Genomic DNA, 26,318 nt, shown 5'->3' with positions numbered 1-26,318 from the left:
GCACAATTGTGCTAACAACCGCCCTTTAACGGCCACCTATAGCATGTAACGAAAGATTTCTTACATCGTTCCTGCTTATAATGACCGATAGCCGATAAGTGACCGAAACCTAGCCTCGCTTTTCGGGGTCGACGTGGAGCCAGTCAGCATGGCGCGGTGCTTTTTTCGTTTCGCTCCATTCCTGGAGCATGAGCGGGGCAACACGTTTCAATTCGGCATGTTGTTCTGGCGTGCCGATGTTGCAGGCAAGCTCCAGCCTGTGGCCATTGGGATCAAAGAAATAGATTGACCGGAATATGCCATGAAATGTTGGGCCGACTACGTCGATACCTTGTGCCTCAATATGCGCCTTGGCAGCCAGTAGCGCGTCCATATCCGCAACCTCAAAAGCAATATGCTGCACCCAAGGCGGCGTATTGGGGTCTTTACCCATGTCTGGTTGGTTGGGCAGTTCGAAGAACGCAATGACGTTGCCGCCGCCGCAATCGAGGAAGATATGCATATAAGGGTCATATTCGCCAGTCGACGGTACATGATCCTCTGCAAAGGCCGTTGTAAACTCCATGCCCAGCACGTGCGCATACCAATCCGCCGTCGCCTTGGCGTCCTTGCAGCGGTAGGCGACATGGTGAATGCGACTGAGCTTAATGGGCGCGTTCATGTAACCGGCTCCTCAATCTGCAGCGCGCCACGTTCAATCTGGTCACGCTCGATGCTTTTGAACAAAGCGGTGAAGTTGCCTTCGCCAAAGCCTTCATCCTTCTTGCGCTGTATGAATTCGAAAAAGACAGGGCCGATCATGGTCTGCGAGAATATCTGCAGCAGAAGTCGCGGGTCACCATCTTCGGTTGAGCCATCAAGCAATATGCCGCGTGACTGAAGCTCCTTCACTGGTTCGCCATGGCCGGGCAAGCGCTCCTCCAGCATGTCATAATATGCCTTTGGCGGTGGCGGCGCGAACGGAGTGCCCAGCGCTTTTAGCCGGTCCCAACATGCAGGAAGGTCATCGCAGGAAAAGGCGATATGCTGAATGCCTTCGCCATTATAGGCACGAAGATATTCCTCGATCTGCCCGCCGCCGGCCTTGCCCTCCTCATTCAACGGAATGCGGATCTTGCCATCAGGCGCGGTCATCGCGCGGCTCGTGAGGCCGGTATATTCGCCTTTGATGTCGAAATAACGGATCTCGCGGAAATTAAACACCCGCTCGTAAAAGCTGCCCCAATGGGCCATGCGGCCACCATAGACATTGTGCGTCAGGTGATCGATAATCTTGAAGCCGGCACCGACAGGATTGCGATCGACCCCGGGTAGGTAGTCAAAGTCGATGTCGTAAATCGACAGCGCATCACCGTAACGATCCACCAGGTAAATCATCGCGCCGCCAATACCGCGAATAGCAGGCAAGCGAAGTTCCATCGGGCCGGTGCGCGTTTCGACAGGTTCGGCACCGCGCGCAATTGCTTCGTCATATGCAATACGCGCATTTTTTACGCGAAACGCCATACCGCAGGCCGAAGGGCCATGTTCCGCTGCGAAATAGGCCGCAGGGCTTTTGGGTTCGTAATTGGCGATCAGGTTAATCTCACCCTGACGCCACAGGTCGACATCCTTTGACCGATGCCGCGCGATACGGCTAAAGCCCATGCGTTCAAACACAGGTTCAAGCAGGCCTTTTTCCGGCGCGGAAAACTCGATAAATTCGAACCCATCCAGACCCAGCGGGTTTTCGAACAAATCGGCCATAATCACGCTCCTGAAAAACTGGTTACATTTGCAACCAGTTTAGGTCATCGGCGTGTTGGAGTCAATGCAGGCACCGTTCAGGTGAAATGCAAGCGCCGGTATTTTCCACGGAAGTAAAGCAACGGATCACGGCGCGGTTCAAAACTTGCCTTTTCAACGCGGCCGACAAGAATGAAATGATCCCCCGCCTCATGCAGCGCATGCTGTTTGCATTCGAATATGCCAAGCGAGCTTGGCAAGATCGGCGCGCCATATTCGCCCACCTCCCATCGCGTTCCGGCGAAGCGATCCTCGCTTTTTCCTGCAAACAGGTTGGAGACTGGCTGTTGCCCGATCTGCAGGACATTGACTGCAAAATCGTCAATAGACCGCAATGTCTCAGCACTACCGGCGTTGTTGGCTATGCATACCAACAGCAAGGGCGGATCGAGCGATACGCTGGTGAAACTGTTGGCAGTCAGGCCCACCGGCCGGCCATCCGGCGCATGGGCAGTAATGATGGTCACGCCTGTCGCAAAACAACCCATTGCGTCGCGCAAAGTGCGCGCGTCAGAGCCGGAGCGATATTCGGGGATAAACCGCGGCTGTTTGCGTTCGAGAAAATCAATCAGCAACCCGTTGAATGCCTCTGCCCTCTCGGCAACGATCAACAGCCCACCACCATCAACATCGATGGCTTCTGCGCTGGGCAGATGGTCGACAAAGCCAGGCTGTACGGACACAGGATCACAATGGTCCAAAGCACCGCTAATAATACGCGACGGGAGTGCAATGTGCGGGGCTGCAGCGGTGAGACGGTCGCCAATTCCATTAGCGTCGAATGCGTCAAAAATGGCACTGTCGTATCTCGCCTGATTCAGGCCCTGACCAGGCGCAGCCGAAAGACGGTCGGCATAGGCCCGCATTGAGCCTTCAGCATGGACCGTAGGCGGGTCCACGAAAATCAGGCCGGATGCCAGTGTCGCAGCATCTTCGGCCAGCGCCATTGTCGCAATCCATGCACTGTGCGATGCGGCAACGACCACAGGCCGGGTGCGCATTTGGCCTAGAACAGCGCGCAAATCTTCGACATAGGCATTAAAGTCATACCGGCCGTCTGCGGGCCACTCGCTTCCGCCATGACCGCGCAGATCTACATTGATGACATGGCGTCCGGCCTGTTCAAGGCCGATAGCCACGTCCTCCCACATATTACGGGTCTGGCCAAAGCCATGCAGCAAGACGATCGACGGATCATCGGCAGATCCGATATCGTCGGCCTCAAGCCGTATCCCGGCAAAGCCCTTGAACTCTCGTACATATCGTAGCGACATTCGCCTAAACCTCAAATCCTGTCTAACGGTGTCATACTTTCTGTCATCCGTGGACGCTAACCACCCATTACGCAATAATTTATGCGCGATCCGTGGAAATGACCGCCATAGTAATACGCGAGATGCACACCAGCTTCCCGGCCTCATCTTCTATGCGGATCGACCAGATTTGCGTTGTGCGCCCTATAGATTCCGACGTTGCCGTAGCAAAAACAAAGCCGTCCTTAACAGGACGGATGTGGTTGGCGTTGATTTCCATTCCTACGGTTGCGAATTTGCTTGGATCAACCGTCATCGCGGCCGCCACTGAACCCACCGTTTCAGCCAGAACAACGGATGCGCCACCATGCAATCGCCCATAAGGCTGTTTCGTCCGGTCATCGACCGGCATACGCGCCTTTATCCAATTGTCCCCGTAATCGACAAATTCGATGCCTACAAAACCGGGCATGCAGTTTGCGCCATTCGCGGTCAACGCCGCCAGATCAAGCTTTTCATGAAACCAGACAGTCATGCTTATGCTCATGGTCGAAGCGGTAAGAACTGTCTAGCGCAAAGCCGAACTGAAGTAGCGGATTCACGAGCCTCGCACACCCAGTGCCAAGTGCCCTCTTGGCCCGGTTGGCATATCAACGATGACAAAATGACGAATTTGCTGTTACAGGTGGCTGATCTGCTGCCGTAAATATGAAATGTTTCCATGGCACCGCGCATTAGATGTTGAAGAAGGAAGTGATTTCGTGAAGCCCGTGCCTGGTACAAGCAGATTAACAGCCCGAAAAACTCCAACGGACGCGCGTTATTTCAACCGCGAGCTTTCCTGGCTGAAATTTAACGAGCGTGTTCTGGAAGAGGCGTCGAACCCTGCGCACCCCTTGTTAGAACGGTTGCGCTTCCTGTCGATTTCAGGGACCAATCTCGATGAATTCTTCATGGTCCGCGTGGCTGGCCTGCGTGGGCAGCAGCAGCGGCATATTGAAGAATTGTCGATTGATGGCCGAACGCCGTCCGAACAGCTTGCCGACACCGTCGCCGCCGCGGACAGGCTGATGATTCAACAGCAAAAGCTTTGGCTCAAGCTCATGAAGGAACTGGGCCGGGAAGGCATAAAAATTGTTCAGCCTTCGGCGATGGGTAAAACGCTTCAGACCGAAGTGGGCAAATATTTTCGCGAGCAAATCCTGCCCGTACTCACCCCGCAAGCGCTTGACCCTGCGCATCCCTTCCCCTTCATTCCAAATCAAGGCATTAGCCTGATCTTCGATATGCGACGCAAGGACGATGGCGAAGTTGTGCGGCAGTTGGTCATGATCCCGCAATCGCTCGTCCGCTTCGTCCGGTTGCCGGGGCCGGGCACGCGCTTTGTCACCATTGAAGCGCTGATCAAGCATTTCGTAGGCCAGATGTTTCCCGATTATCTGCTGGTTGCTGCAGGCGCATTTCGCGTTATCCGCGACAGTGACATTGAAGTCGAGGAAGAGGCCGAAGACCTCGTCCGTTATTTCCGTAGCGCGATTAAGCGCCGCCGTCGGGGACGCATTATCCGGCTGAAACTGGAAAAAGGATTGCCAACCGAACTGGCTACGTTGATCCGTTCTGAACTTGGCGCTGGGGCCTCCATTGTCGTTGAAACCGTCGGCTTTCTTGGCATTGGCGATCTTAGTCAACTGGTTGAAGAAGACCGGCCGACTTTGAAATTCCCGCCCTATTCACCGCGCTTTCCCGAACGCATATTGGAACATGACAGCGACTGCTTTTCGGCGATCAGTCAAAAAGACATCGTCATCCACCATCCATATGAAAGCTTCGACGTCGTGCTCGCGTTTTTGCAACAGGCAGCGCTTGACCCTGACGTTGTCGCGATCAAACAGACGCTGTATCGCGCAGGCAAGCAATCGGCCGTCATTCGCGCATTATGCGAAGCAGCCGAGGCCGGAAAGTCGGTCACCGCTATTGTCGAGCTAAAGGCCCGGTTCGACGAAGAGCAAAACCTCCATTGGGCATCGCAACTGGAAAATTCGGGCGTTCAAGTGGTCTACGGTTTCGTCGACATGAAGACTCACGCCAAGATTTCGCTGGTCGTACGCCGCGAGGCAGATGGTTTCCGGACTTATTGTCACTTGGGCACGGGCAATTATCATCCGATCACTGCCAAGGTGTACACAGATATCAGCTTCTTTACCGCTGACCCGCGTGTGGGGCATGATGCCGGGCAGATATTCAATTACATCACTGGCTATATTCCGCCGACGGGCTTGCAGATATTGACGATGAGCCCGCTTGGTTTACGTGAAAAGATCATGTCGTTAATCGACGATGAAATTGCCCATGTTGCCGCCGGACGGCCCGGTGCAGTCTGGGCAAAGCTTAACTCGCTTGTGGATAAGGCCGTCATCGACAAATTATACGAAGCGAGCGAAGCCGGAGTTGAAATTGACCTGGTGGTGCGCGGCATTTGCTGTCTGAGGCCCGGCGTTAAGGGCATGTCATCGCGCATTCGCGTGAAATCCGTCGTCGGCCGCTTTCTTGAACATAGCCGCATCTGGGCGATGGGCAATGGCGCGGACCTGCCCAACCCCGATGCCAAGGTGTTCATCTCGTCGGCTGACTGGATGTCGCGCAATTTCGACCGCCGCGTAGAATATATGCTGCCTATTGAAAACCCTACGGTGCATGACCAGATCCTTGATCAGGTTATGGTTGCAAACCTGCTCGACAACCAGCAAAGCTGGATGCTGCGTTCCGATGGACGTTATGAGAGGGTGAAAGCCGGAAAAATGCCATTCAATCTGCATCACTATTTTATGACAAATGCGTCGCTTTCGGGACGCGGAGGCGCGTTGGCAGATGACAAGAAGGTTCCAACGCTGAGCCTCGTCCGACAAAGATGAAGGCGGTGCGTCAGGCCGTCATTGATATTGGCTCAAACACCGTCCGGCTTGTTGTTTACGCAGGCTCACCGCGGGCGCCCATGCCGATCTATAATGAAAAAAGCCGCGTAAAGCTTGGCGCCTGCCTTGCTGGTGATGGCGAAATTGACAAGGCGACGATGAAAAAGGCGCTTGCCGCTCTTGCCCGGTTTGAAACGCTTGCCCGCGCGATGAAAGTCGACAGCATGCGCGTCGTCGCGACCGCCGCGACGCGCGAAGCCAAAAACGGTCAGGAATTCGTAAACAAGGCAGCAGCTTTGGGTATCCGCGTCGATGTGCTTGATGGCGATGCCGAGGCAACTGCGGCAGGATATGGCGTTCTCAGCGACAACCCCTTGGCCAACGGCTATGTTGGCGATCTTGGCGGTGGCAGCCTTGAACTGATCCGTATATCCGACGGCAAATTGGGCGCGCGCGTGTCGCTGCCACTTGGCACTTTGCGGCACGAGATATTGAAGGGCAAATCCGCCAAGCAAGTCACGCAAATGCTGCGTGACGATATTGCCAAAACGATGGGCAAGCGCGCCTTTCCGATGGAAACAGGTCTGCCCTTTTACATGATTGGCGGCTCATGGCGCACATTTGCGCGGCTGCACATGCATGAAACAGGCTGTCCGCTGACCATCTTGTCCAATTATGAGATGCCGCCGGAGGCGCCGGAGTTGCTAACGCCGCTGGCCAACGACCGCGAGGGCCTGACCCAATCCAACGTGGTTGCTGCGGGCCGTATTTCGGCGCTACCGGGCGCGACGGCACTGTTGGGTGGCATAGTAGGCCTTTTGAAGCCCAGCAAGCTTGTGACGAGCATCTACGGCCTACGCGAGGGGTTGTTGTTCGAACAGCTGACGCCAGCCGAACGCAAACAGGATCCGTTGATCGCTTCGGCCCGGTTTGAAGGCGAACGGCTTGGGCGATTTCCCTTTCATGGCGATGCCCTCGCCGAATGGATTGCGCCCGTATTCGCCGGGCAAGGCGCGCAAGATGCGCGGCTTTGCAGGGCTGCGTGTTTGCTATCCGACAGCGTATGGAACGTGAACCCCGAATATCGCGCGGATCATGCACTTGACCTTGCACTGGACGGCAGTTGGCCGGGCGTCAGCGCCAGCGACCGCGCAGTCATTGCTGCAGCCCTTTGGACCGTGCATGCCGGAAAGCGGACTTTGCCCGAAATGCTTGTGGCATTGGCCAAACCCGGCGCGCTGGCCCAAGCCACCATCTGGGGCCTAGCCATCCGTCTCGCCCACCGCCTCGACGGCGGCACGGGCGGCGCGCTGGCCGACAGCCGCATCGACGGTGACGGCGCGACATTGAAACTGCACTTGAGCCGCTCCGCGGTCCGCCTGCAATCCAACAGCGTGTTGCGGCGGTTGCAGGTGCTTGGCGAAGCGCTGGGGTACGCGCAGGCGGAGATTGTGGGCTGAGGGCTCGCGGATAGCGAGGGCAACGGGTTATATAATGTCCCAGTTCCTCGTCATTCCCGCGTAGGCGGGGGTTTAGAGAAATTTCAGAAATAGTCGAACGATGACCACGGTGCATCGTGCTGCAAATTGCCATGAACGAATGTCGGATTTCAGCGGGTATAGAAGCTGTCGAGAGCCTTTGTGAGGTTGTGAAAAGCGGTTATCAGCTGAATGCGTGATTTTGGAGTAGTATTCCGACTGCCAATCGCTGCGTTTCGAACAGAAACAGACCTTTTCGCGTAGTATAGGCATCATTCAACGGCCGGACAGTCACCCAAGGTTGTCGAGCATCATCAGGACGACAACCAGTATGCTTGCACAGTTACAAGTGAACGCGGCTGCTGAGGCCATGTCTTTTGCTGCACCGATAGCGGTGTGACGCTCTGGATGCAGATGATCGATAAGAACTTCGAACGCTGCATTAAAAATCTCAACGGCGCTGGCTGCGGCCAGTACTGTAATAACAACGGCCCACCAGATTGCATCGGCCCGCAAGATTCCTGTCAGCGCTAACACACACAATGCGAAAAACACCTGCGTCCGAAAGCTGCGTTCACGTTTCCAAACTTGGAGTAACCCCGCTAGGCTGTAACTCGCCCGTGCCAGCAGATGGCGGTTTTTGGTCACTTGTTCTTTCTCCTCCCCTCGAGCCAAGTACGACATCTCGGTCGACAATGAATTTGATGAGCAGCCTGCCCCATGAGTTGTAGGAAACAAGATCATTGTATTGGTCAGCCGCCAGCCGGCGAACAGTGGGTAAATGCCGCCAAGATATGCGCATGAGGTCATGATGTTCGACATGATAGCCCGCGTTGAAAACGAGGCGGTTCATTATCCCATAATAGGAGTAGGTCTCCTGGCCTTCAGAGAGCGGGAAATGTTCCTGTATCCAGCGCCCGCCTAGTGGATGCAGGCCAAGTGCGAAGATGTTGGCAAGCAGGCAATAGGCCAGCGCGCCCCATCCGGCGAATAATATAAGCGCCAGATTGAAGCAGACCTGCAAAGCAACATTCACGACAAGCCAATAATCAAGCATCTGGATCGCCCGCATTCGCGCTGGACGCAGACACAGCATGAGTGGCGCGAGCAATAGCCAAAAAGCTTTCCTGACCCAACTGTTGCCGACGATCTGCACTTCCCACGGACTCGGGACGTCTCCGTCAAGAACCGCGTCTCCTTGTCTTCGATGATGCAGTAAATGAAATTTTCTAAAAGACGCGGCCGCGGGAATAATAAGCGGGAGGCCACTAAGTATTCCTAACCACTCATTTCCGCTCTTAGTCCGCAAAACAAGATCGTGGGTGGTCTCGTGCAGCAACACCCACAGCGCTAAAGCCAGTACAGCACCTATGAAGTAAGCAGCTGCAAGGATAACCCACCATGGGTAGTTCGTAATCGTAACGGCGATGCCGAGTTGCAAAGTGGCGACCAACGCAATGTAAGCTGCCGTTGGCGGATAGGGACCGAACAGGAGCCGTATTTCAGGATGTTCTCGCAGAATGACGCGACCGCGTGCACAGTGAAATTCTCTTGCCGATTTGCAGTCACTTTGTCTTTGTGCTTGCCGCGTATGCAGTGCGACGTCCGCGCACGTATTTGGATCAGTTCTCAACCTTACTAGAGTCACAGCCCATACTCCCCAGATGCTAGGGTAGATGTCAGTGGCTCATAAATTGGAACAATCTGCTCCGCAAGTTTGATGCGTTCAACGGAAATTCCAACAACAAAAACTGCAGGTAGGTCTTCGTCCAACATTGGGTCGTAACCTGTATGTCTGCTTTAGTTCGCGCCTCCTAAATTGCTGCCGTTTAAACGGTGGAACTGCGGCCACAGGCACCTATTACTCAAATAGCTTCCACCGATCGCCGTCGTTCTCAAAGATGCTGCGTCATTCCCGCGCAGGCGGGAACCCAACTCATGACAGCGATTGTCTAAGCAACGGTAATTTTTGCTAATAGAACGGGAGTTGGATCCCCGCCTGCGCCGGATTGACGACGGCTGCCCCCCCATCCCCCTCACCCCATCGGGTACAAAATCTCTTTCGTCACCTTGTGCACAGCGGTCATCACCTCGGGGCTTAGTTTCAGGTCAATCGCCGCGAAGATATCGTCGAGCTGCTCTTCCTTGCTCACGCCCACAATTGTGGACGCGACAAAGTCATGCTGTTTCGACCAGGCTGTCGCCAGCGTCACTGGCGACATGCCCGCTTCCCGCGCAATCTCAACAATCCGCATCGTGCTCTCTAGCGCGCGGGGGCCAGCGAAGCGTTGCGCCATTTCGACTTGGCGCGATCCGGTCATTTCGAGATAGCGGGAGAAACGCGCGCCTTCGGGGCGTGCACCATCGAGATATTTGCCGGACAAAACGCCGCCACCCAGCGGCGAGTAAGGCAGCAATGACACGCCTTCCTGACGGCAGACTTGCTTAAGCTCATCTTCAAACCGGCGGTTGTTAATCGAAAAATTATTCTGGATGCTTTCGTAACGCGCCGTCCCTAGCTTTTCCGATGTCGCCAGCGACTTCATCAGGCCATAGCTTGTCTCGTTCGAACAACCCAACACCCGCACCTTGCCCGCGCGAACCAGTTCATCAAGCACTTCCATCGTCTCGTCATAAGCAAGGCCATGGTCAGGCCAATGCGTCTGGTACAGGTCGATATAATCGGTCTGTAAGCGGCGCAGGCTTTCTTCGACCGCGGTAATGATATTGTGGCGATCCAGCGTGGTCATGCCGCCGCGCTTAGGGGATTTGAACCAGGTGTGGCTGGGGCCGGAGACCTTGGTTGCCATGATGATGGCGTCGCGGTTTTTGCCCTTCATCCAGCGGCCAACAATATCTTCGGTCCGGCCGACCCATTTGATGTCAGGCGGCACAGGATAGCCTTCGGCGGTGTCGAAAAAGTTGATGCCGGCATCAAGGCATTTGTCGAGAATACGATGCGCCTCCGTCTCTTCGGTTTGGGACCCGAAAGTCATGGTGCCCATGCAGATGTCAGATACGTAAATGGCGCTTTTGCCGATGCGACGATGTCCCATAACTCTCTCCCTAATAACGACCGGCCGCACCAACGACCAAGAATGCAAGCGCAGCGAGCAAGCCGGCCACGCGGTTTGAACGGAAATGGCCAAGCGCGTTGCTGCCGTCGGATTTAAGCGATGCCACCTGCATCGCCAGATGAAACGCGACCGGTAAAAGCGCAACCAAGGCCTGCTTTTCAGGCCTGACGCTCCAGATGGCCATGCCCCAACCGACCAAGGTTAAAATATAGAATGCAGCTACACCAGCGCGGATGTTGCCGCCCAGCCGCAACGCGCTTGACCGGATTCCGACGAGTGCATCATCTTCGCGGTCCTGCATGGCGTACATCGTGTCATAACCGACGACCCAGAATATTGTGCCTGCATAAAGCCAGTACATCGCCGCATTGGCCTGTCCCGTAATTGCGACCCAGCCAACCAGCGCGCCCCAGCTGAACACCAGCCCAAGCCACAATTGCGGCCACCAGGTGATGCGCTTCATGAACGGATATGCGGCAACCAAAAGCAAGCTACCCAAAGCGACAATTTGCGCCTCCCACCGTAATTGCAACAAAACGAGCAAGCCAATGGCGCAAAGGCTGATTAGAAAGGCCCATGCAGCGCGAACGCCGATCACGCCGCTTGGCAATGGCCGCGACGCAGTGCGGGCGACCTGAGCATCCAGATCACGATCGACAATGTCATTATAGACGCAGCCTGCCCCGCGCATCACGATTGCACCCAGAAGCATCCACAATGCCAGGTCCCAACGCTGGATAAGCCCGCCGGTAAGCGCCAGTCCGAATATGCAGGGCCAGAATAACAACCACCAGCCAACGGGGCGGTCCAGTCTCGCCAACAGGACAAGCGCACGCAGCTTTTCCGGCAGCAGGGCGACAATGCCGGTATATTCGCTGTCAGGCACAAATTTTGAAGTCATGCAAAGGCCCCTGCCAAATTTTGCTCTGTTCGTCATCTGCCAACTTCATGCCGATAAGTTGGGAGATGACGGAACCCATATTTCCGGTTAGACGCCAGATATGCCTGCAACACCCGCCTGGCCTCCAAAATCGACGCCCCGGCTGTTCGTGGAACAAACGCTGGTAGAGGGTGCGTCGGTTAACATCTCTGGCAACAGCGCGCATTATCTCATGGGCGTCATGCGCCTGAAAGAAGGTGCTCCGGTCAAATTGTTCGATGATATTTCGGGTGAGTATCTTGCAACCGTGTCAAATATGGGCAAACGCGATCTGGATCTGACAGTCGAAACCAGATTGCGCGACCGGGAGGTTACACCGGACCTTTGGATTTGTCAGGCGCTCATTAAAAAAGACCGTTTCGACTGGGTTGCCGAAAAATCTTGCGAATTGGGTGTTTCCCGTTTCCTGCCTGTCTTGACCGCCCGCTGCGTGGTGGACAAGGTCAAGGACGACCGCCTGCGCGCGCATATGATTGAAGCGGCTGAACAATGCGAGCGCACCGCATTGCCGCAGATTGCACCCCTGACACGGCTTGAGGCGATGCTGCAGGATTGGCCAGCGGATCGATCCTTATATTTCTGTGATGAACGGGGCGGTGAACCGTTTCTGCAAGCTATAGGCTACGGACCAGGCGCAGTGCTGATTGGCCCCGAAGGCGGTTTCAACGATAGCGAAAACGCCACCATTCGCGCGCATCCCTGCGCAACGCCCGTGTCGCTTGGCCCCCGGATTTTGCGCGCCGACACTGCGGCAGTCGCGGCTATATCCGTCTGGATGGCAAAAAATGGCGTTTGGGCTGATCGACGGCTTCAGTGTTCAACGGATCTGGCCTGTAAAGCTGAAGGAGAAGCTTGATGGGCCAGCCGCAGTTGCCGCCGCCATTGTGCCCGACGGTCGGAAGCGCAGCCCCGTCAAAGCGCTATTGTAGCCAGTCCCGAGTGACGCTGTAAACGGCGCGGCGCCTCCCGGCTGGCTCGAATATGTTACCATCGTTGCCTGATTGAATGCGCCAAGCCCACTTGTCCCTACATTCATGGTCATCGGTGTCGATGCATCAAGTGTGAAATTGGGTGGGAAGGAATCGGCAATGATGATGCTGTTGGCGTCGACCGCCAGATTACCCGTATTTTGCACGGTGACGGTATAACGAACGCGCGCACCGGGCAGCGCCTTGGGGTTCGCCGAACTCACACCATCGCTCAATACCGTAGACGTTTTTGTTAACACCAGAGTCGCGTTCGCATTGAGGCGGGTATTGGTGATCGTGCAGGCAATGATGTCGCCCAGTACGGGAATAATATTACCCGGTACTGTTGTGGGAAAAACAGTGGTCACACCGTTGGTCGCATTTATGCACACAAGCGTCGCCGAATATTGTGTCAGGCTGCCGGGCCCGGACATGATCTCGCGTAGCGAATAAGTCGTCCCGGGGGAAAGCTGCACAAATCCGGTATCCCCTCCGCTGACATTGGAATTGTTGCCGGTGGTCGTCGACGAACCCATAACTGAGGTTCCGTCATTAATCTGTACAGTAAACTGATCGGTTGAAAAGCGCCGGTTGGAACCAAGTGCCTTGCGCAGTCGGATATGTGGTGTCGCTGCATTGTTGAAAGAACAGATCACAGAGTCCCCAAATTGCAGAGTGCCGAGGACATAATTGGTGGTCAGGACATTATTTGGCAGGGCCGTAGTCGAGCTTTCCGTTCCGTTCGTACAGGTCAACCGGCTTTGATATTTGGAGAGGGGGCTGACGCTGCCGACGGCCATTGTCTCAGACAAGGTAAGCGATATTCCCGACGCCAGCGACAATGGCGCTGCTGTAAATGGACCATTGCCAGTCCCACTGGTCGTGCCATTGGCCAACACAGTGCCTGTTGAAGTAGCCGTCACGCGAAAGTTGAACTGGTCAGCCGGGTCGACCCGCGCCCCTGTGATCGTCTTGCGTAGCCGGATGGAAGCAAAACGCACCGCAAACATAGCTCCTTGCAAACCGCCTGCCTGCATATTTACGGTCACTGCTGTCGGACTGTTCGTGCCGACGATGTAACTACCGACCGTGCCTGCAACCCCCGTTTCTGTAAAAGTACTCGTCCCAGCGCCTGTGATCGTCGGGTAAATATTTCCGCTTATCGGATTGACCTGATCCAATATTTGCCACCCGGAACCATTGGTCACAAATTGCAGATTTTCGTTATCGTTCGTAGATTCTGCATCGGCCGCCACAAACGAATAGGCGGTTACCGCTTGCACACCGGGCGGTGGGGTAATTTTAATAGCTGAAATGATTATGGATCGACTACCTGCCGTCGCCGTATACAGGACGGGACGTCCGGGAATGCCAATAAAGGCAGAGTTACCAACGGCTGCGCCGGTCCATGACGGCGCAGCGATTGCGCCAAAGGCGGTTTGGTTCGTTGGCGTCACCCGCAGGTTGAAAGACAGCACTGAACCGTCATTAAGGTTGAAAGAAAAATTCTGCCCGGCACCTGAACGCGCCGTTGCGTCGTTATACGTCGAAAAATCCAGCCAGCAATAAGTCTCCCATCCTGCAGGCGCGCTGCCGGGACTGTTTGCTGGTGCGCAACTTTGCGCCTGTGCTGGCGTTGCCAACAGGCAAAGCCACAGGGCACACAGGCCAGCCAGTGCACTAAATAGGCGCGTCATCCGGTCCATTGAACACATCCCAATTCAAAGGCACATTGCCAATGCCCCATGCTAGGTTGGCGTGGTTAATAACGGGTAAGCTTGTTTATAAATCATCCATTTTGATGCCCATTTTGGATGAGATTAATGGGCTGAATCATTGTTTTTTATGATTAATTTAATTTTTTAATTTTACGCGAAACGGTCTGAAATATGAAGAAAGTTCGCGGTAATGGCAGCTTGTTATCCAATGCGGAGCAAATGGGGATTCCGCATCAGCGCAATCATTGCGTTTATGATTTTGGGTTTGGTGCCATCGCTAGCTTCGGCCCAGACCGTTAGCCAGTTTACAAACAGCACGAGCGGCAGCATCGTTGACTCGCCCACTTGTACCACGACTTTGACCCGCAGTTTTTCAGTCGGCACCAGCTTTAACGTTTCTGATGTTAATATTGGCGTGCGTCTCACGCACACATATCGCGCGGATCTGCGGATAACCTTGACTTCACCAACAGGGACAACGGTTCAACTGATTAACGCCGTCGGCAGTGCCGCAGACAATTTGAACGTCCTGTTTGATGATGAGGCTGCGTCTGCGATTAGCACGCACACGGCAGATGATACCACAGGTACTGTGCCGCCATATTTGCGCACATTCCGTCCAAGCGCGGCACTGAGTGCATTTGACGGGCAAAATGCACTGGGCACATGGACTATGACGATCTGCGACCTGGCAGCGCAGGACACCGGAACATTTACACGCGCGGATATCTATATCACGCAAGCTCCGACAAGTTTTGCCGATCTGTCCCTGACCAAAACGGTGAGCAACGGGAACCCTAGCAGCGGGTCAAACATCACATACACGCTTACGGTGTCCAGCGCGTCGACATCGAATGTAAGCGCAACCGGGGTAACAGTGCTTGATGTTTTGCCCGCTGGCGTCACTTTCGTAAGCGCCACGGGAACAGGTTCCTATAATAATGCGACAGGCGTTTGGACCGTCGGGACAATCGCGGCCAACAGCAGTGCAACGATCAATATTATAGTTACCGTCACGGCCTCAAATGGCACGACGGTTACAAACATCGCGGAAATTCTGGCTTCATCTGCGTCCGACATCGATTCTACGCCCAACAATGGGGCAACGACTGAAGACGATTACGCACTTGTTTCCTTCATCGTAAGCAGTGCGCGAACCGCGGGAACGCCCCCGACATTGGTGTGCCCTGCAGGCACATCTATTTTCGACTGGGACGTCATTTCCTGGCCTGCCGGGGCGACAAGCGGCAGCTATCCTGTAGCGGGCATCGGCACGATCAATTTCAGCATATCCATTTCCAACGGTGCATTTTTGAATAACCCCCCAACGGGTGGCCAGTCACCGGCACGCCAGACAAACTTTACAGGCGGGCTGTCTCCGAACCAGGTTTCCCTGATCCAACTGGTGAATTTCACTAATAAGGAAGGAAGCGTGACCACGACACTCACCTTGCCCACCGCAGTGCCTGGCGTTCAATTCCGGTTGTTTGATGTGGATTATGCCGCCGCCGAGTTTGCAGACCGCGTGACAATAACGGGGACATTCAACGGGGCTTCCGTATCGCCCACGCTGACCAACAGCTTGGCCAACTATGTTATTGGAAATAATGGTTATGGGGATGGCAATGCGGCATCCAATAGCGCCGACGGCACTGTTTTTGTCACATTTTCGTCGCCCGTAGATACTGTGGTCATCAACTATGGCAACTTCAGCCTGGCACCTGCAGATCCATTGTCGCAGGCAATTTCCATCTTCGATTTCACCTTCTGCCGCCCGCAGGGTAACGTTACCCTGTCAAAAACGAGCAGGGTAGTCAGCGATGGCGTCAGTGGTGCCAACCACAAGGCACTGCCCGACGCGATCGTCAGATATTGCATTCTGGCGACCAACACAGGCAGCAGCACCGTGACAAATTTCGCGTTCGACGACACTATTCCCGCAACGCTCCGATACGTCACGGGATCAATGACATCTGGTCCAAATTGCAATACGGTCAAATCATTGGAAGATGACGATGCAATAGGCGCTGACGAAACCGACCCGATTGGAGCTTCGATAGGTCCGGATCAGTTCGGGATAATATTAGATGGGGTCGTTCGAGGAAGGGCGACGACACTCGGTCCAGGCTCGGCTTTCGCCATTAGCTTCGATACGGCGATAAGGTGATCCAATAAATCTGCTGGCAATATAGCGGTGACATTTCTAAACCGCCGCCATGAGCACAAAAACAGTTTCCGACCGCAAGGATCCCGTCATAGAAACGCGCGATCAATTGGTCGCGGCGATTGCCAAGGGAGAAAAGCCCAAGGATCGCTGGCGGATCGGTACCGAACACGAAAAATTCGTTTATAATCGCAAGGACCATCATGCACCGTCCTATGACGAGCCGGGGGGCATCCACGACCTGTTAATGGCGCTGACCGAGTTCGGTTGGGAGCCCGTATACGAAAACGGCAAAGTCATCGCCATGAGCGGCAGCGACGGCACGGTCAGCCTTGAACCCGCAGGCCAGCTTGAACTATCCGGCGCGCCGCTCGAAAACCTGCATCAGACCTGCGCAGAAACCGGTCGACATTTGAAGCAAGTGAAAGCCATTGGCGACAAGACCGGCACAGGATTTCTCGGGTTAGGATTGTGGCCTGACAAGACTCGCGCTGAACTGCCAATCATGCCCAAGGGCCGCTATGATATCATGTTGCGCCACATGCCGCGCGTCGGCAGCATGGGCCTTGATATGATGCTTCGGACCTGCACCATTCAGGTCAACCTCGATTATTCGAGCGAAGCTGACATGGCGCACAAATTCCGAACGTCGCTTGCGCTTCAGCCGCTGGCCACTGCCCTGTTCGCCAATTCGCCTTTTCTGGAAGGCAAGCCAAACGGATTCCTGTCATACCGCAGCCATATCTGGTCCGACACCGATCCTCATCGCACAGGCATGCTGCCCTTCGTGTTCGACGCCAATTTCGGATATGAACAATATGTCGATTACATGCTCAAGGTGCCGATGTATTTCGTCTATCGCGACGGGAAATATATCGATGCGGCTGGCCTTGATTTTCGCGACTTTCTAAAAGGTGATTTGTCCGTGCTGCCGGGCGAAAAGCCCACGGTCAGCGACTGGGAAGACCATATGTCCACCGCTTTCCCCGAAGTGCGGCTCAAAAGTTTTCTAGAAATGCGTGGTGCAGACGGTGGCCCATGGAACCGGATTTGTGCGCTTCCTGCCTTTTGGGTAGGGCTTTTATATGATCAGACCGCTTTGGACGCCGCGTGGGACGAGGTGAAGCATTGGACGATGGAAGAACGCGAGACCTTGCGCAGCGCAGTGCCTGCCCAAGGGCTGAACGCTGCAATTCCCGGCGGCGGTAAGCTGTTGGATCTGGCCGGACGGATTCTCGACATCTCGTCTGCTGGCCTTGCTGCGCGTAACTGCCTGAATGCAAGCGGCGACAATGAAACGGGCTATCTCGACCCGCTACGCGAAATCGTCGCCAGCGGCAAAACCGTCGCGGAAGTATTGCTTGAGAAATATTCGGGCGACTGGGGCGGCGATCTTTCCCGTGTCTATGACGAAATGAGCTTCTGACGGATTAGTGCGCAACTGCCACAGTTAGCACAAAATTGTGCTACGAATGCAAACCTTTGTTGACCGGAAGGCATCGCGACGTAAAGGCGCAAGCGAGTATCGGGAGTGCGACCATGATTCCGCCTCCTTCGTCGTCACTTCGGGAGAATAACATGCGCTCTGTCCGCTCACTCATGGCATCCAGCGCCGCTATTGCGGTTGCTACCACTGGCCTCTTCATTGCACCTGCCGCTTACGCGCAGGACGAAACAGCTCAGAACAGCGCCGTTTTGGGCGAAATCGTCGTCACTGCCCAGCGCCGCGAAGAAAATCTGCAAGATGTGCCTCTGTCCGTCACCGCTGTGAGTGGTGATCAGCTTGGCGCACTTACCGCTGGTGGTGTTGATATTCGCGGCATGTCCGGCCGCGTGCCAAGCCTGCTGGTCGAATCGTCCTTCGGCCGCACTTTCCCGCGTTTTTATATCCGCGGTCTTGGCAATACCGACTTTGACTTCAACGCATCGCAGCCTGTGAGCCTGATTTATGACGACGTCGTTCTCGAAAACCCGATCCTCAAGGGCTTCCCGATCTTCGATATGGAGCGCGTTGAAGTGCTGCGTGGTCCGCAAGGCACCTTGTTCGGCCGCAACACCACTGCCGGCATCGTCAAGTTCGACAGCGTAAAACCAGGGGATGTTGCTGGCGGCTATGGCAAGATCTCCTACGGCCGCTTTAACGCGGTTAATGTGGAGGGCGGCTTTGGCGGACCATTGGGCGAAAAAGTCAGCGTCCGGGTGTCGGGCATGTACCAACGGCAGGATGATTATGTCGACAATGTCGTCCCTGGCAAGACAACCGAGGATGCATTTGAAGGATATAAGGAATATGCGGCCCGCCTGCAGTTCCTGATCAAGCCAAGCGACGATTTTGACATTTTGCTGACCGGCCAGTTCCGTTCATTGGATGGCACTGCTCGCCTGTTCCGCGCCAACGTGTTTACGCGGGGCCAGGAAGGCCTGAACGCAAATTTCAACCGCTATCGCGTCTCCACCGACGGCAAGAACGAACAGCGTGTCGATACGCAGAATATGGCCGCGCGCATGACCTATGATGCAGGCCCTGTGTCCTTCGTTTCGGTAACCAGCTATTGGCAGGGCGATGCAACATCGGTTGGTGATGTCGATGGTGGCTTCGGCGCCAACTTCCTGCCGCCGAACCTGTATGGCCCTGGCCAAATTCCGTTCACGGCCGAAACCCGCGACAGCGTTCCAAATTTGAAGCAGTTCACGCAGGAATTCCGTATTGCCAGCAACGGCGACGGCCCCTTGAGCTATCAGGCGGGTGTCTTCTACTTCAATGAAACGCTGGACATCGTTTCTGAAAATTATTCGACGCTTGGCGATCCGAACAATGCAAAGGACGGCGTCAACATCGTCGTGTCGCAGTCCCAAAAGAGCAAGGCCTATGGCCTGTTCGGTTCAATGACCTATCAGTTGACTGATCAGTTCAGCGTTACGGGCGGGCTTCGCTACAATGACGACAAGCGTAATTTCGTCGCCGTGCGCAGCAAGGACAGCCAGTTTCCGGGCTTCCTGCAAAATCCGCTCGGTACCGTGAGGCGCAATGTCAGCGACAACAACCTGACTTGGGATTTAAGCGGCACTTATGCAGCGACGGATGACGTTAACCTGTATGCCCGCGTTGCGCGTGGATATCGGGCGCCATCGATTCAGGGCCGCATCCTGTTCCCGCCAGCAACAGCTACCCCATTGGAAAGCGGCGTGACGATCGGCAAATCGGAAACAATCACATCCTATGAAAGCGGCATCAAGTCGACGCTGCTCGACGGACGTGCGCGTTTCAACATCAACGGCTTTTATTACGAGCTAAAAGATGCGCAACTGACGGCAGTCGGTGGCGGCGTGAACGCCAACCGTCTGATCAATGCGGACAAGGTCCGTGGCTATGGCTTTGAAGCCGACGTGGAGTTCAAGCCTGTACCGCAACTGCTTTTAACCGCTGGCCTTAGCTACAACAACACCAGCATCCGCGATGCTGGCCTCACAACCGCAGCCTGTGGCGCCACGCGTGTGGATACATTCCCGAACGTGTCCTTGTGCACCCCGCTGGATCCGATCGTCGTTGCAGCAGCTCCATTCTCGGCTGCAATCGTCAACATCAATGGCAACAGCCTGCCTCAAAGCCCCAAATGGATTGCCAACTGGTCAGCACGGTACGGAGTGCCTGTGGGCGATGGCGAAGTCTATGCCTTCACCGATTGGGCCTATCGTTCGAAGATCAACTTCTTCTTGTATGAATCGGTTGAGTTTCAGGACAAAAACATGCTCGAAGGCGGTGTCCGCGTTGGCTACAAGACCGATGCATTCGATATTTCGGCCTTTGTCCGCAACATCACCAAGGATACGTCGGCTGTCGGCGGAATCGACTTCAACAACCTGACCGGTTTCGTTAACGAACCGCGCATCTGGGGCGTTGAAGCCGGCTTCAGGTTTTAATACTAGACAAAATGCGTCAGGAACAGGGTCGGTTTGCGAAAGCAGACTTGCCCCGTTCGCATATCGGCGTTAAGGGCACTCTCCTTCGCATGAATGCGGAGTGCAGGAGTTTAGCTCAGTTGGTAGAGCATCGGTCTCCAAAACCGAGGGTCGTGGGTTCGAGTCCCCCAACTCCTGCCATTTTGTTTTCATGTTTTTCAATCTGGTGAGCGGCCCCCTTGCCGTCAGCATCGTGTGAACTGCCAAATCTGGTGGAGCAGAACGCAGTGAAAACGAAGCCCCCACGGACGATACGGTAACGATGCCCAGCGCCCTTACGGGTTTTAATATTTTACTCCCGAAGCAATGACCCGAACCGTTGAGCCGAACAATTAAGGCCCCGCCCGCAACGCCGGGTTCTGGTGTCAGGCATCAGTGATTGCTTGCTCGATATCTGTGAGGGGATGGTTGGTCAGGGCCTTGCCTACCTCGCCGATCAAGCGTTTTTCCAGCTCAAGATGATAATGGCGCCGCAATTCGCCCAATGATCGCTTATCCGCAACAATCACCAACTGTTCAATTTTGTTCGTCATTGCTTGGTGGTTGATCCAGTCTGCGGCCGCCGCGACGTGCGCTGCTTCATCTAGGTCGTTGCCAGCATTCTGACTTGTTGTAATGGAATGGCGCATCTTGCCTTGGCTACGGTTGGTCGGGTCAAGATCGGGCGAACCTAGATGGTTTAGCTGCGGGTGGACGTCGTCACCGATATTGGAGAGCCATATAAATCTTGACCCATCAACTACTGCAACATGGGCTCCGTGAGGCAATTTCATAAAAATGGTCCATCGTTATTAAAGTTATATACTGATGTTATTTGCGGACGCCTAAATAGTTGGGCGAGACGCGCGCCTAATCTCGCTTACCGGTGCCGCTATTCTGATTGGCAGTATCGGTATTGCTGCGGCTGGCTTCGTCGGAGTTATCCTGTTTACGATTGCCTCCAACGTCCTCATTTTCCCACTGCCTGCGATCGCCTTTTTTCTTCTGGTCGGTCATGTCACTTCTCCTATGGCAAGAAAACCGGGAGGCGGCTGCGATGTTCCGACATTAGGACAATCGCCCTAAATGCACCCTTTTTCGTTCATCCTTTATCGCCTGGCGCAGGCACATAGACTGGCGGCGGCTTCGGCAGGTCGTCTTCAGGGCGAATGAATCTGCGCTTCCCGCGTTCAAGCCACCATGTCTGTTGCCAGCCGGCGACATCGCTGATCGGATGTCCTGCCTTGTTGCGCGCCGGCTCATAGCGGAACCGCTGTTCAATGAGGCGACAGGTGGTGGCATCAATATCTGCATTGCCACTCGATTTCACCACTCGGCATTTGCTCGGAACGCCATTGGCGCCGACGGTGAAATGCGCGGTAACCGAGCCGCCTTGCCGCGCTGCAGTTGCCGATTTGGGATAATCTGCATTGGTAATCCTGCCGCGGATCAATTCGGCGCGAGACGCAAGACCGCCTCCGCCTGGGCCGTCGCCGCTGTTGCCGCTGCCAAAGCCTGATCCTACACCACCTGCGCCCGTGCCTTGGCCAGGGATATCGGCCGCACCTGCGTCAGTGTCGTTGCCGCTGCCTGCCTTCGGCGCTGCCGGCAGCGACTTTGGCTGGGGAATTTCGATTATGCGTTTGGGCGCTTCACGCGGGGCGCTTGTCTTTTTGAGGTTAGCGGCCGACGCCGCGCCTTCGGGTTCGGGCGATGCCTGTATAGGCTTATTGTCCGGCACGAAGGAATGAATTGAAACGTCGAACACATGCAAGCTGTCCAGCGATGCCCTCACCACGTCGCCAGGGCGGTAGTCGAATGCGTTCAGGATCACATAGCCAACCACAATGTGAATCAGTGCCACCGCGGTCGCGGACTTCAGCCTGTCGTTTTTTGCATGGGAAACCCGAAACGCCAGTTGCTCCCCCATAATTCCGCCACGTTAACGCGCGGACGTGAAGCCTCCAAGAATGACGCAAAGTACAACCGACGGCGCTCCCTGTCGAAGCCAAAGCGCACGCTATCGGAGCGACGTGGTCAAGGGTTTCGAAAATAATCACAGCTAGACTAGCCTAAAATGGCGTTTGTCATGTGATTTTGACCGTCCAGATTGCTGCAATCAGCGCAATGGATCCAACACAAACCAGCATTGCGAATATCTGTAAGTTTATCGCGCGCGCGTTTACTATGGCATGCGCATCAAGCCTGCTGATCACCGCGGCTGCCCTGCGCTGCGCAAGAATTATAACGAGCATAGCTAGAATGAGGAAGCCTGTTGCAATGGCACGCGGCACCCAGGGGGGCTCCATGGAAGGAAAAAGACCTTGGAATCCGACACCAATAGCAACGCACCCCAGGCTGGTCCGCATCCAGCTGCCAAAGGTCCGCTCATTTGCAAGAATTGTACGATCTTCCGACAAATCGTTCCGGCTTGGCCCGTCAGTCACCTTCCGCTCCATAAAAAATAAAGTCACTTTTCAATAATCTGCACCGAACATATGTGTTCCTTAAGTAAACCTATACGGCGCGCCGAAGCTTCTGAACCCTGCCATCTGGTAAGAGAGCATGGGATGGTCGGTCAGGCGAGGCAGGTGGCGCCGCGTCCGCCGCCACTGGCTGAGGGACGCCATATTTTGCATGAAACTTGCAATTACCCAAGTGTCGACGGCGATTGAATCAAGAGGGGGTGCAAACCCCGATCAAAGTTGCCGGCTGCCGAAAGACAACGGAACAACGGCTAGGTTAGCCGGTTGCAGCGTTTACTCCCACCCGCACTCCTCACGCAGACAAAAAGGCTGACAGGTGCTTACGAAAAAAGGATAGCCGTGCCACTAGTTGAGCGAACATCGTGATTTCTGCATCCGCCATGCTGAATATGCCAGCAATACGGCTCCTGATTGCGCTGACTGTGGGATTGTCGGCCGGATCACTCTTCGCAGGCACTAATTATGAAGGTCCGCTGCTTTCGGTAGCCCGGCCCATAGGTAAGCTCTGGCTTGATGCGTTGACAATGACGGTCGTTCCACTCGTCACCGCACTGCTGATTGCAGGCGTGTTCGAGGCGGGCCAAAGTGGCGGCAATGCCATTGCGCGACGTGCCATGGCGTGGTTTGCCGGATTGCTGGTTGTTGTATCGTTGCTCGGCGGTTTGGTGGCTTTGGGCTTGCTTCAGCTATCGCCCATTCCAGATCAGGCAGCGCGGTTAACCGCCGCTGTAGCCGCGCCGGTTCCAATGACGACCGGCGCTTGGACTGATAACATTATTCCTGCCAATATCGTGAAGGCAGCAGCAGACACCGCGATGGTACCCCTCGTCGTGTTCGCATTGCTCTTTGGCTTTGCGCTTACGCGCATCGACCGCGATCATGGCGAAAATATTGCCAGAATGTTTCGGGGCATTGCAGAAACGATGCTGGTCATTGTCGGGTGGGTCTTATGGATTGCACCAATTGGCGTGCTTGCCCTCGCATTTGGCGTCGGGGTTGCACTCGGAGCCGGTGCAGCGGGCATTCTCTTGCATTATGTCATCGTCATCATTCTGGTTTGCCTGACCATTGCGACCATGATGCACATACTTGCTGCGACGTTAGGGCTGGCTGGCGTGATTAAGTTTGCGCGGGCCGTGATCCCCGCTCAGGCAGTGGCGATGTCGACGCAATCGTCGCTCGCATCTTTGCCCGTGATGCTGTCAGCGGCACCAGCGCTCCGGGTCGATACTGCCAGCGCGGGAATTATCCTGCCGCTTGCGGTCTCGTTATTCCGTGCAGCGAGCGCCGCAGCCAATGTCGCGGTTGCTGTTTATCTTGCGCAGCTTCACGGTGTGCCGATCACAACCGGCACCTTCATCGCAGGCGCACTGGTTGCCGCCGCCGTCAGCGTCGGTGCAGTCGGGCTTCCCGCGCAGGTTTCTTTTTTTGCCGTGATCGCGCCTGTCTGCGTTGCCATGGGTGTACCCGTAACGCTGCTCCCTTTGTTGCTTGCGATTGAAACGCTGCCAGACGTCTTTCGCACTTTGGGTAATGTCACTGCTGATCTCACCGTCATGCGGCTGGCCGGGCATAAGCCGGGTAACCATCCGACCTAACTCAGTTAGAAATGGCGATTGCGGTCAGGCCCTCGCCTGACGCAGTCGCGATATTAATGCGCCTTGGGCTTTGCAAACTGATGATGCACCAAAACAATTACCGCACCGATTGCAAGCCCGGCAATGCCGCTCAATGCTGCGTCGACCACCCATGCCAGCCCGCCTTCATATAGACCGAAAAACTCCGCAGGATGCACACCAAAGCCGTGGACGATAATCTGTCCGCCGACCCAGAGCATTGCTGCTGTTCCGATAGTCGACAATGCGGCAAGCAATTTGGGCATAGCTTTAACCAAAGTGCGCCCAATGGCCTGTGAACCGCCATTCTCGCGCTGCGCCATGTGAAGGCCGATATCATCCATTTTAACGATCAGGCCAACGACACCATATACCGCGATGGTGATTGCAATGGCAACCATGGCCAACACGCCTGCCTCAAGCCAGATTGAAGTTTCGGCAAGGTTTTTGACCTCGTTCAACGCAATCGCCATGATTTCTGCCGACAGGATGAAGTCGGTGCGCACTGCGCCCTTCACCATGGCTGCTTCATGCTCGGCGCTGGTCAGTTCAGCCAGTTCTTCGATCAGATTTTCTTTTTCGTGCGGGACGAGTTTTTCCCAAACCTTTTCCGCGCCTTCGAAACACAGATATGCACCACCCAGCATCAAAATGGGGGTGATCGCCCAGGGCAGAAACAGGCTGAGCAGCAGCGCGACCGGCAATATGATCACCAGCTTGTTGAAAAAAGAACCCTTGGCAATGCGCCAGATGATCGGCAATTCCCGGTCGGGGGTGAACCCTGTGACATATTGCGGGGTGACAGCCGTGTCATCGATGACAACACCTGCGGCCTTGCTTCCGGCCTTGCCCGCAGCAGCAGCGACATCGTCGACGGAGGCGGCTGCAACTTTTGCAATCGTGGCGATATCGTCGAGTAAAGCAGCAAGACCGGATGGCATTTGGGGTGTTTCCTTGGCGGGTTGAAGGCACGGGAAATAACCAAAAGACTTAATAGTTCAAGGCTGTTCGACAATGTCGGCTTGTTGGAGTGCACTTTCCGAAACGGACTTGCCTCACACCGATTCCCTCGCTAAAGGCCTAGTCTTTCCGAAATCGGAACCTATATCGCTCTCGACCCGCCGGTCGGAGCGCTGGCGGCTATCCTCGGGATCGAACAGGAAGAAACGATATGGCAAAGACAAGCCCCGGTGAGTTCATCCGTCAGGTACGGACTGAAATTGGCAAGGTAGTATGGCCCACAAGGCAGGAAACCGTGCAGACCGCCATCATGGTGTTGATCATGACGATCATCCTTGCCATCTTCTTTTTAGGCGTCGACGCGGTATTTGCCGCAATCGTAAAGGGACTGCTCGCGCTTGCTCAAGGCTAAGCGAAGCCCCTCCAGAGAATTTTGGGGAAAAGAATAGATATTATGGCACGCTGGTACATCATTCACGCTTATTCTGGCTTTGAAAACAAGGTCCGAGATCAGATTCTTTCCGAAGCTGAGCGCATTGGCCTCTCACAATTGGTCGAAGCTGTCGAGGTTCCGACCGAGCAGGTCACTGAGGTTCGTCGTGGCAAGAAGATCAAGGCGGAACGCAAATTCTTTCCCGGCTATGTTCTGGCAAAACTGAACATGAATGACGATGTGTATCACTTGGTGAAAAACACGCCGAAGGTCACTGGATTTCTGGGCGCTGGTAACAAACCACAGCCGATCAGCGAATCCGAAGCTGCCCGCATTCTCAATACCAAGCAGGAACTCGAATCCGCACCAAAGAAGCGCGTGTCGGTCGACTACGAAATTGGCGATCAGGTAAAGGTGCTTGGCGGTCCGTTTGCAAGTTTCAACGGGTTGGTCGAAGAACTCGATTTCGACAAGAACCGCGTCAAGGTGTCAGTCAGCATCTTCGGCCGCGCAACACCGGTCGAGCTGGATTTCGAAGAAGTCGAATTGATGAAGTAACGCTGGTTCGGCGATATTATCGCCGAACTTA

Annotated in this window: 23 protein-coding genes and 1 tRNA gene; 10 read left to right on the top strand and 14 right to left on the bottom strand. The window is 55.0% G+C overall.

The features are described 5' to 3' along the window. Positions 1 to 109: 109 nt before the first annotated feature. From ACK4S7_RS02650 to ACK4S7_RS02635, 4 genes are all read right to left on the bottom strand, one after another. Positions 110 to 661: a VOC family protein gene (locus ACK4S7_RS02650; RefSeq protein WP_409644262.1), complete on the bottom strand. Its 552-nt coding sequence runs from the start codon at positions 659 to 661 to the stop codon at positions 110 to 112. After that, positions 658 to 1,746 carry a 4-hydroxyphenylpyruvate dioxygenase gene (hppD, locus tag ACK4S7_RS02645; protein WP_409644260.1) on the bottom strand — a complete coding sequence of 363 codons (1,089 nt, stop codon included), beginning with the start codon at positions 1,744 to 1,746 and terminating at the stop codon, positions 658 to 660. Before hppD ends, ACK4S7_RS02650 begins: the two co-directional genes overlap by 4 nt. 77 nt (positions 1,747 to 1,823) lie before the next feature. Then, on the bottom strand, positions 1,824 to 3,059 hold the full coding sequence (locus ACK4S7_RS02640) for an alpha/beta fold hydrolase (RefSeq protein ID WP_409644258.1): 1,236 nt from the start codon (positions 3,057 to 3,059) through the stop codon (positions 1,824 to 1,826). A 79-nt stretch (positions 3,060 to 3,138) separates the two neighbouring features. Beyond that, a complete protein-coding gene (locus ACK4S7_RS02635; protein WP_409644256.1) occupies positions 3,139 to 3,573 on the bottom strand; it encodes a hotdog fold thioesterase in 435 nt (144 codons plus the stop codon). 226 nt (positions 3,574 to 3,799) lie between these two features. On the opposite strand from ACK4S7_RS02635, the gene ACK4S7_RS02630 reads away from it, so the two are divergent. Together ACK4S7_RS02630 and ACK4S7_RS02625 are read left to right on the top strand one after the other, a co-directional pair. Beyond that, complete coding sequence (locus ACK4S7_RS02630) at positions 3,800 to 5,950, top strand: RNA degradosome polyphosphate kinase (protein WP_409644254.1); 2,151 nt, start codon at positions 3,800 to 3,802, stop codon at positions 5,948 to 5,950. Beyond that, positions 5,947 to 7,410: a Ppx/GppA family phosphatase gene (locus tag ACK4S7_RS02625; protein WP_409644252.1), complete on the top strand. Its 1,464-nt coding sequence runs from the start codon at positions 5,947 to 5,949 to the stop codon at positions 7,408 to 7,410. Before ACK4S7_RS02630 ends, ACK4S7_RS02625 begins: the two co-directional genes overlap by 4 nt. Positions 7,411 to 7,719: 309 nt before the next feature. Here the strand turns inward: ACK4S7_RS02625 and ACK4S7_RS02620 are convergent, their stop codons facing one another. The 4 genes from ACK4S7_RS02620 to ubiA form a co-directional block, all read right to left on the bottom strand. Continuing rightward, complete coding sequence (locus ACK4S7_RS02620) at positions 7,720 to 8,112, bottom strand: diacylglycerol kinase (protein ID WP_409644250.1); 393 nt, start codon at positions 8,110 to 8,112, stop codon at positions 7,720 to 7,722. Continuing rightward, positions 8,003 to 8,881 (bottom strand): fatty acid desaturase, encoded by an 879-nt coding sequence (locus ACK4S7_RS02615; protein WP_409644248.1) that lies wholly within the window; start codon positions 8,879 to 8,881, stop codon positions 8,003 to 8,005. The genes ACK4S7_RS02620 and ACK4S7_RS02615 overlap by 110 nt, the downstream gene beginning before the upstream one ends. A 583-nt stretch (positions 8,882 to 9,464) precedes the next feature. Beyond that, positions 9,465 to 10,484: an aldo/keto reductase gene (locus tag ACK4S7_RS02610; RefSeq protein ID WP_409644246.1), complete on the bottom strand. Its 1,020-nt coding sequence runs from the start codon at positions 10,482 to 10,484 to the stop codon at positions 9,465 to 9,467. A 10-nt stretch (positions 10,485 to 10,494) separates the two neighbouring features. Further along, positions 10,495 to 11,406, bottom strand: coding sequence for a 4-hydroxybenzoate octaprenyltransferase (ubiA, locus tag ACK4S7_RS02605; protein ID WP_409644244.1), 912 nt, complete (start codon positions 11,404 to 11,406; stop codon positions 10,495 to 10,497). Positions 11,407 to 11,506: 100 nt separating this feature from the next. Between ubiA and ACK4S7_RS02600 the strand changes: the two genes are divergently transcribed. After that, the gene (locus ACK4S7_RS02600) at positions 11,507 to 12,301 is read left to right on the top strand and encodes a 16S rRNA (uracil(1498)-N(3))-methyltransferase (protein ID WP_409644241.1); all 795 of its coding nucleotides are present in this window, start codon (positions 11,507 to 11,509) and stop codon (positions 12,299 to 12,301) included. On the opposite strand, the gene ACK4S7_RS02595 is transcribed toward ACK4S7_RS02600, so the two are convergent. Next, entirely contained in the window at positions 12,263 to 14,119 is a 1,857-nt protein-coding gene (locus tag ACK4S7_RS02595) for a CshA/CshB family fibrillar adhesin-related protein (protein ID WP_409644239.1), read from the bottom strand. The two genes, ACK4S7_RS02600 and ACK4S7_RS02595, sit on opposite strands and share 39 nt — an antisense overlap. A 220-nt stretch (positions 14,120 to 14,339) precedes the next feature. On the opposite strand from ACK4S7_RS02595, the gene ACK4S7_RS02590 reads away from it, so the two are divergent. The 4 genes from ACK4S7_RS02590 (at position 14,340) to ACK4S7_RS02575 (ending at position 20,396) form a co-directional block, all read left to right on the top strand. Next, the gene (locus ACK4S7_RS02590; RefSeq protein ID WP_409644236.1) at positions 14,340 to 16,298 is read left to right on the top strand and encodes a proprotein convertase P-domain-containing protein; all 1,959 of its coding nucleotides are present in this window, start codon (positions 14,340 to 14,342) and stop codon (positions 16,296 to 16,298) included. A 49-nt stretch (positions 16,299 to 16,347) separates the two neighbouring features. Beyond that, the gene (locus tag ACK4S7_RS02585; RefSeq protein ID WP_409644234.1) at positions 16,348 to 17,721 is read left to right on the top strand and encodes a glutamate--cysteine ligase; all 1,374 of its coding nucleotides are present in this window, start codon (positions 16,348 to 16,350) and stop codon (positions 17,719 to 17,721) included. Positions 17,722 to 17,873: 152 nt separating this feature from the next. Next, a complete protein-coding gene (locus ACK4S7_RS02580; RefSeq protein ID WP_409644232.1) occupies positions 17,874 to 20,216 on the top strand; it encodes a TonB-dependent receptor in 2,343 nt (780 codons plus the stop codon). Between the two features lie 104 nt (positions 20,217 to 20,320). Beyond that, a tRNA-Trp gene (locus ACK4S7_RS02575) sits at positions 20,321 to 20,396 on the top strand. A gap of 224 nt (positions 20,397 to 20,620) precedes the next feature. Here the strand turns inward: ACK4S7_RS02575 and ACK4S7_RS02570 are convergent. The 4 genes from ACK4S7_RS02570 to ACK4S7_RS02555 form a co-directional block, all read right to left on the bottom strand. After that, the gene (locus tag ACK4S7_RS02570; RefSeq protein WP_409644230.1) at positions 20,621 to 21,028 is read right to left on the bottom strand and encodes a host attachment protein; all 408 of its coding nucleotides are present in this window, start codon (positions 21,026 to 21,028) and stop codon (positions 20,621 to 20,623) included. 76 nt (positions 21,029 to 21,104) lie between these two features. Next, positions 21,105 to 21,251 carry a hypothetical protein gene (locus tag ACK4S7_RS02565; protein ID WP_409644228.1) on the bottom strand — a complete coding sequence of 49 codons (147 nt, stop codon included), beginning with the start codon at positions 21,249 to 21,251 and terminating at the stop codon, positions 21,105 to 21,107. 85 nt (positions 21,252 to 21,336) lie between these two features. Further along, positions 21,337 to 22,098: a TonB family protein gene (locus ACK4S7_RS02560; protein WP_409644226.1), complete on the bottom strand. Its 762-nt coding sequence runs from the start codon at positions 22,096 to 22,098 to the stop codon at positions 21,337 to 21,339. A 223-nt stretch (positions 22,099 to 22,321) separates the two neighbouring features. Beyond that, positions 22,322 to 22,681 carry a YidH family protein gene (locus ACK4S7_RS02555; protein WP_409644223.1) on the bottom strand — a complete coding sequence of 120 codons (360 nt, stop codon included), beginning with the start codon at positions 22,679 to 22,681 and terminating at the stop codon, positions 22,322 to 22,324. Between the two features lie 419 nt (positions 22,682 to 23,100). Between ACK4S7_RS02555 and ACK4S7_RS02550 the strand changes: the two genes are divergently transcribed. Continuing rightward, the gene (locus ACK4S7_RS02550; RefSeq protein ID WP_409644221.1) at positions 23,101 to 24,318 is read left to right on the top strand and encodes a dicarboxylate/amino acid:cation symporter; all 1,218 of its coding nucleotides are present in this window, start codon (positions 23,101 to 23,103) and stop codon (positions 24,316 to 24,318) included. A 53-nt stretch (positions 24,319 to 24,371) separates the two neighbouring features. Here ACK4S7_RS02550 and ACK4S7_RS02545 read toward each other — a convergent pair whose 3' ends face one another. Beyond that, the gene (locus ACK4S7_RS02545; RefSeq protein ID WP_409644219.1) at positions 24,372 to 25,277 is read right to left on the bottom strand and encodes a DUF808 domain-containing protein; all 906 of its coding nucleotides are present in this window, start codon (positions 25,275 to 25,277) and stop codon (positions 24,372 to 24,374) included. A gap of 230 nt (positions 25,278 to 25,507) precedes the next feature. Here ACK4S7_RS02545 and secE point away from each other — a divergent pair, with 230 nt between their 5' ends. Together secE and nusG are read left to right on the top strand one after the other, a co-directional pair. Further along, positions 25,508 to 25,708: a preprotein translocase subunit SecE gene (secE, locus tag ACK4S7_RS02540; RefSeq protein ID WP_409644217.1), complete on the top strand. Its 201-nt coding sequence runs from the start codon at positions 25,508 to 25,510 to the stop codon at positions 25,706 to 25,708. A gap of 42 nt (positions 25,709 to 25,750) precedes the next feature. Beyond that, entirely contained in the window at positions 25,751 to 26,287 is a 537-nt protein-coding gene (gene nusG, locus ACK4S7_RS02535; protein WP_409644215.1) for a transcription termination/antitermination protein NusG, read from the top strand. Positions 26,288 to 26,318 lie beyond the last annotated feature (31 nt).

Source organism: Sphingorhabdus sp. (genome assembly GCF_046292425.1).
Classification (GTDB): Bacteria; Pseudomonadota; Alphaproteobacteria; order Sphingomonadales; family Sphingomonadaceae; genus Sphingorhabdus_B.
Note: the sequence above shows the minus strand (reverse complement) of the source record. Positions and strands in the feature narration are given on the sequence as shown.

What these genes read in the sequence shown, in the direction of transcription:
- ACK4S7_RS02600 (WP_409644241.1), top strand. Translation starts at nt 11,507, where the DNA reads ATGCCTGCAACACCCGCCTGGCCTCCAAAATCGACGCCCCGGCTGTTC.
- ACK4S7_RS02610 (WP_409644246.1), bottom strand. Translation starts at nt 10,484, where the DNA reads ATGGGACATCGTCGCATCGGCAAAAGCGCCATTTACGTATCTGACATC.
- ACK4S7_RS02570 (WP_409644230.1), bottom strand. Translation starts at nt 21,028, where the DNA reads ATGAAATTGCCTCACGGAGCCCATGTTGCAGTAGTTGATGGGTCAAGA.
- ACK4S7_RS02595 (WP_409644239.1), bottom strand. Translation starts at nt 14,119, where the DNA reads ATGGACCGGATGACGCGCCTATTTAGTGCACTGGCTGGCCTGTGTGCC.
- ACK4S7_RS02550 (WP_409644221.1), top strand. Translation starts at nt 23,101, where the DNA reads ATGCTGAATATGCCAGCAATACGGCTCCTGATTGCGCTGACTGTGGGA.
- ubiA (WP_409644244.1), bottom strand. Translation starts at nt 11,406, where the DNA reads ATGACTTCAAAATTTGTGCCTGACAGCGAATATACCGGCATTGTCGCC.
- ACK4S7_RS02585 (WP_409644234.1), top strand. Translation starts at nt 16,348, where the DNA reads ATGAGCACAAAAACAGTTTCCGACCGCAAGGATCCCGTCATAGAAACG.
- ACK4S7_RS02620 (WP_409644250.1), bottom strand. Translation starts at nt 8,112, where the DNA reads ATGTCGTACTTGGCTCGAGGGGAGGAGAAAGAACAAGTGACCAAAAAC.
- ACK4S7_RS02640 (WP_409644258.1), bottom strand. Translation starts at nt 3,059, where the DNA reads ATGTCGCTACGATATGTACGAGAGTTCAAGGGCTTTGCCGGGATACGG.
- ACK4S7_RS02590 (WP_409644236.1), top strand. Translation starts at nt 14,340, where the DNA reads ATGCGGAGCAAATGGGGATTCCGCATCAGCGCAATCATTGCGTTTATG.
- hppD (WP_409644260.1), bottom strand. Translation starts at nt 1,746, where the DNA reads ATGGCCGATTTGTTCGAAAACCCGCTGGGTCTGGATGGGTTCGAATTT.
- ACK4S7_RS02545 (WP_409644219.1), bottom strand. Translation starts at nt 25,277, where the DNA reads ATGCCATCCGGTCTTGCTGCTTTACTCGACGATATCGCCACGATTGCA.
- ACK4S7_RS02650 (WP_409644262.1), bottom strand. Translation starts at nt 661, where the DNA reads ATGAACGCGCCCATTAAGCTCAGTCGCATTCACCATGTCGCCTACCGC.
- nusG (WP_409644215.1), top strand. Translation starts at nt 25,751, where the DNA reads ATGGCACGCTGGTACATCATTCACGCTTATTCTGGCTTTGAAAACAAG.
- ACK4S7_RS02580 (WP_409644232.1), top strand. Translation starts at nt 17,874, where the DNA reads ATGCGCTCTGTCCGCTCACTCATGGCATCCAGCGCCGCTATTGCGGTT.
- ACK4S7_RS02625 (WP_409644252.1), top strand. Translation starts at nt 5,947, where the DNA reads ATGAAGGCGGTGCGTCAGGCCGTCATTGATATTGGCTCAAACACCGTC.
- secE (WP_409644217.1), top strand. Translation starts at nt 25,508, where the DNA reads ATGGCAAAGACAAGCCCCGGTGAGTTCATCCGTCAGGTACGGACTGAA.
- ACK4S7_RS02635 (WP_409644256.1), bottom strand. Translation starts at nt 3,573, where the DNA reads ATGACTGTCTGGTTTCATGAAAAGCTTGATCTGGCGGCGTTGACCGCG.
- ACK4S7_RS02565 (WP_409644228.1), bottom strand. Translation starts at nt 21,251, where the DNA reads ATGACCGACCAGAAGAAAAAAGGCGATCGCAGGCAGTGGGAAAATGAG.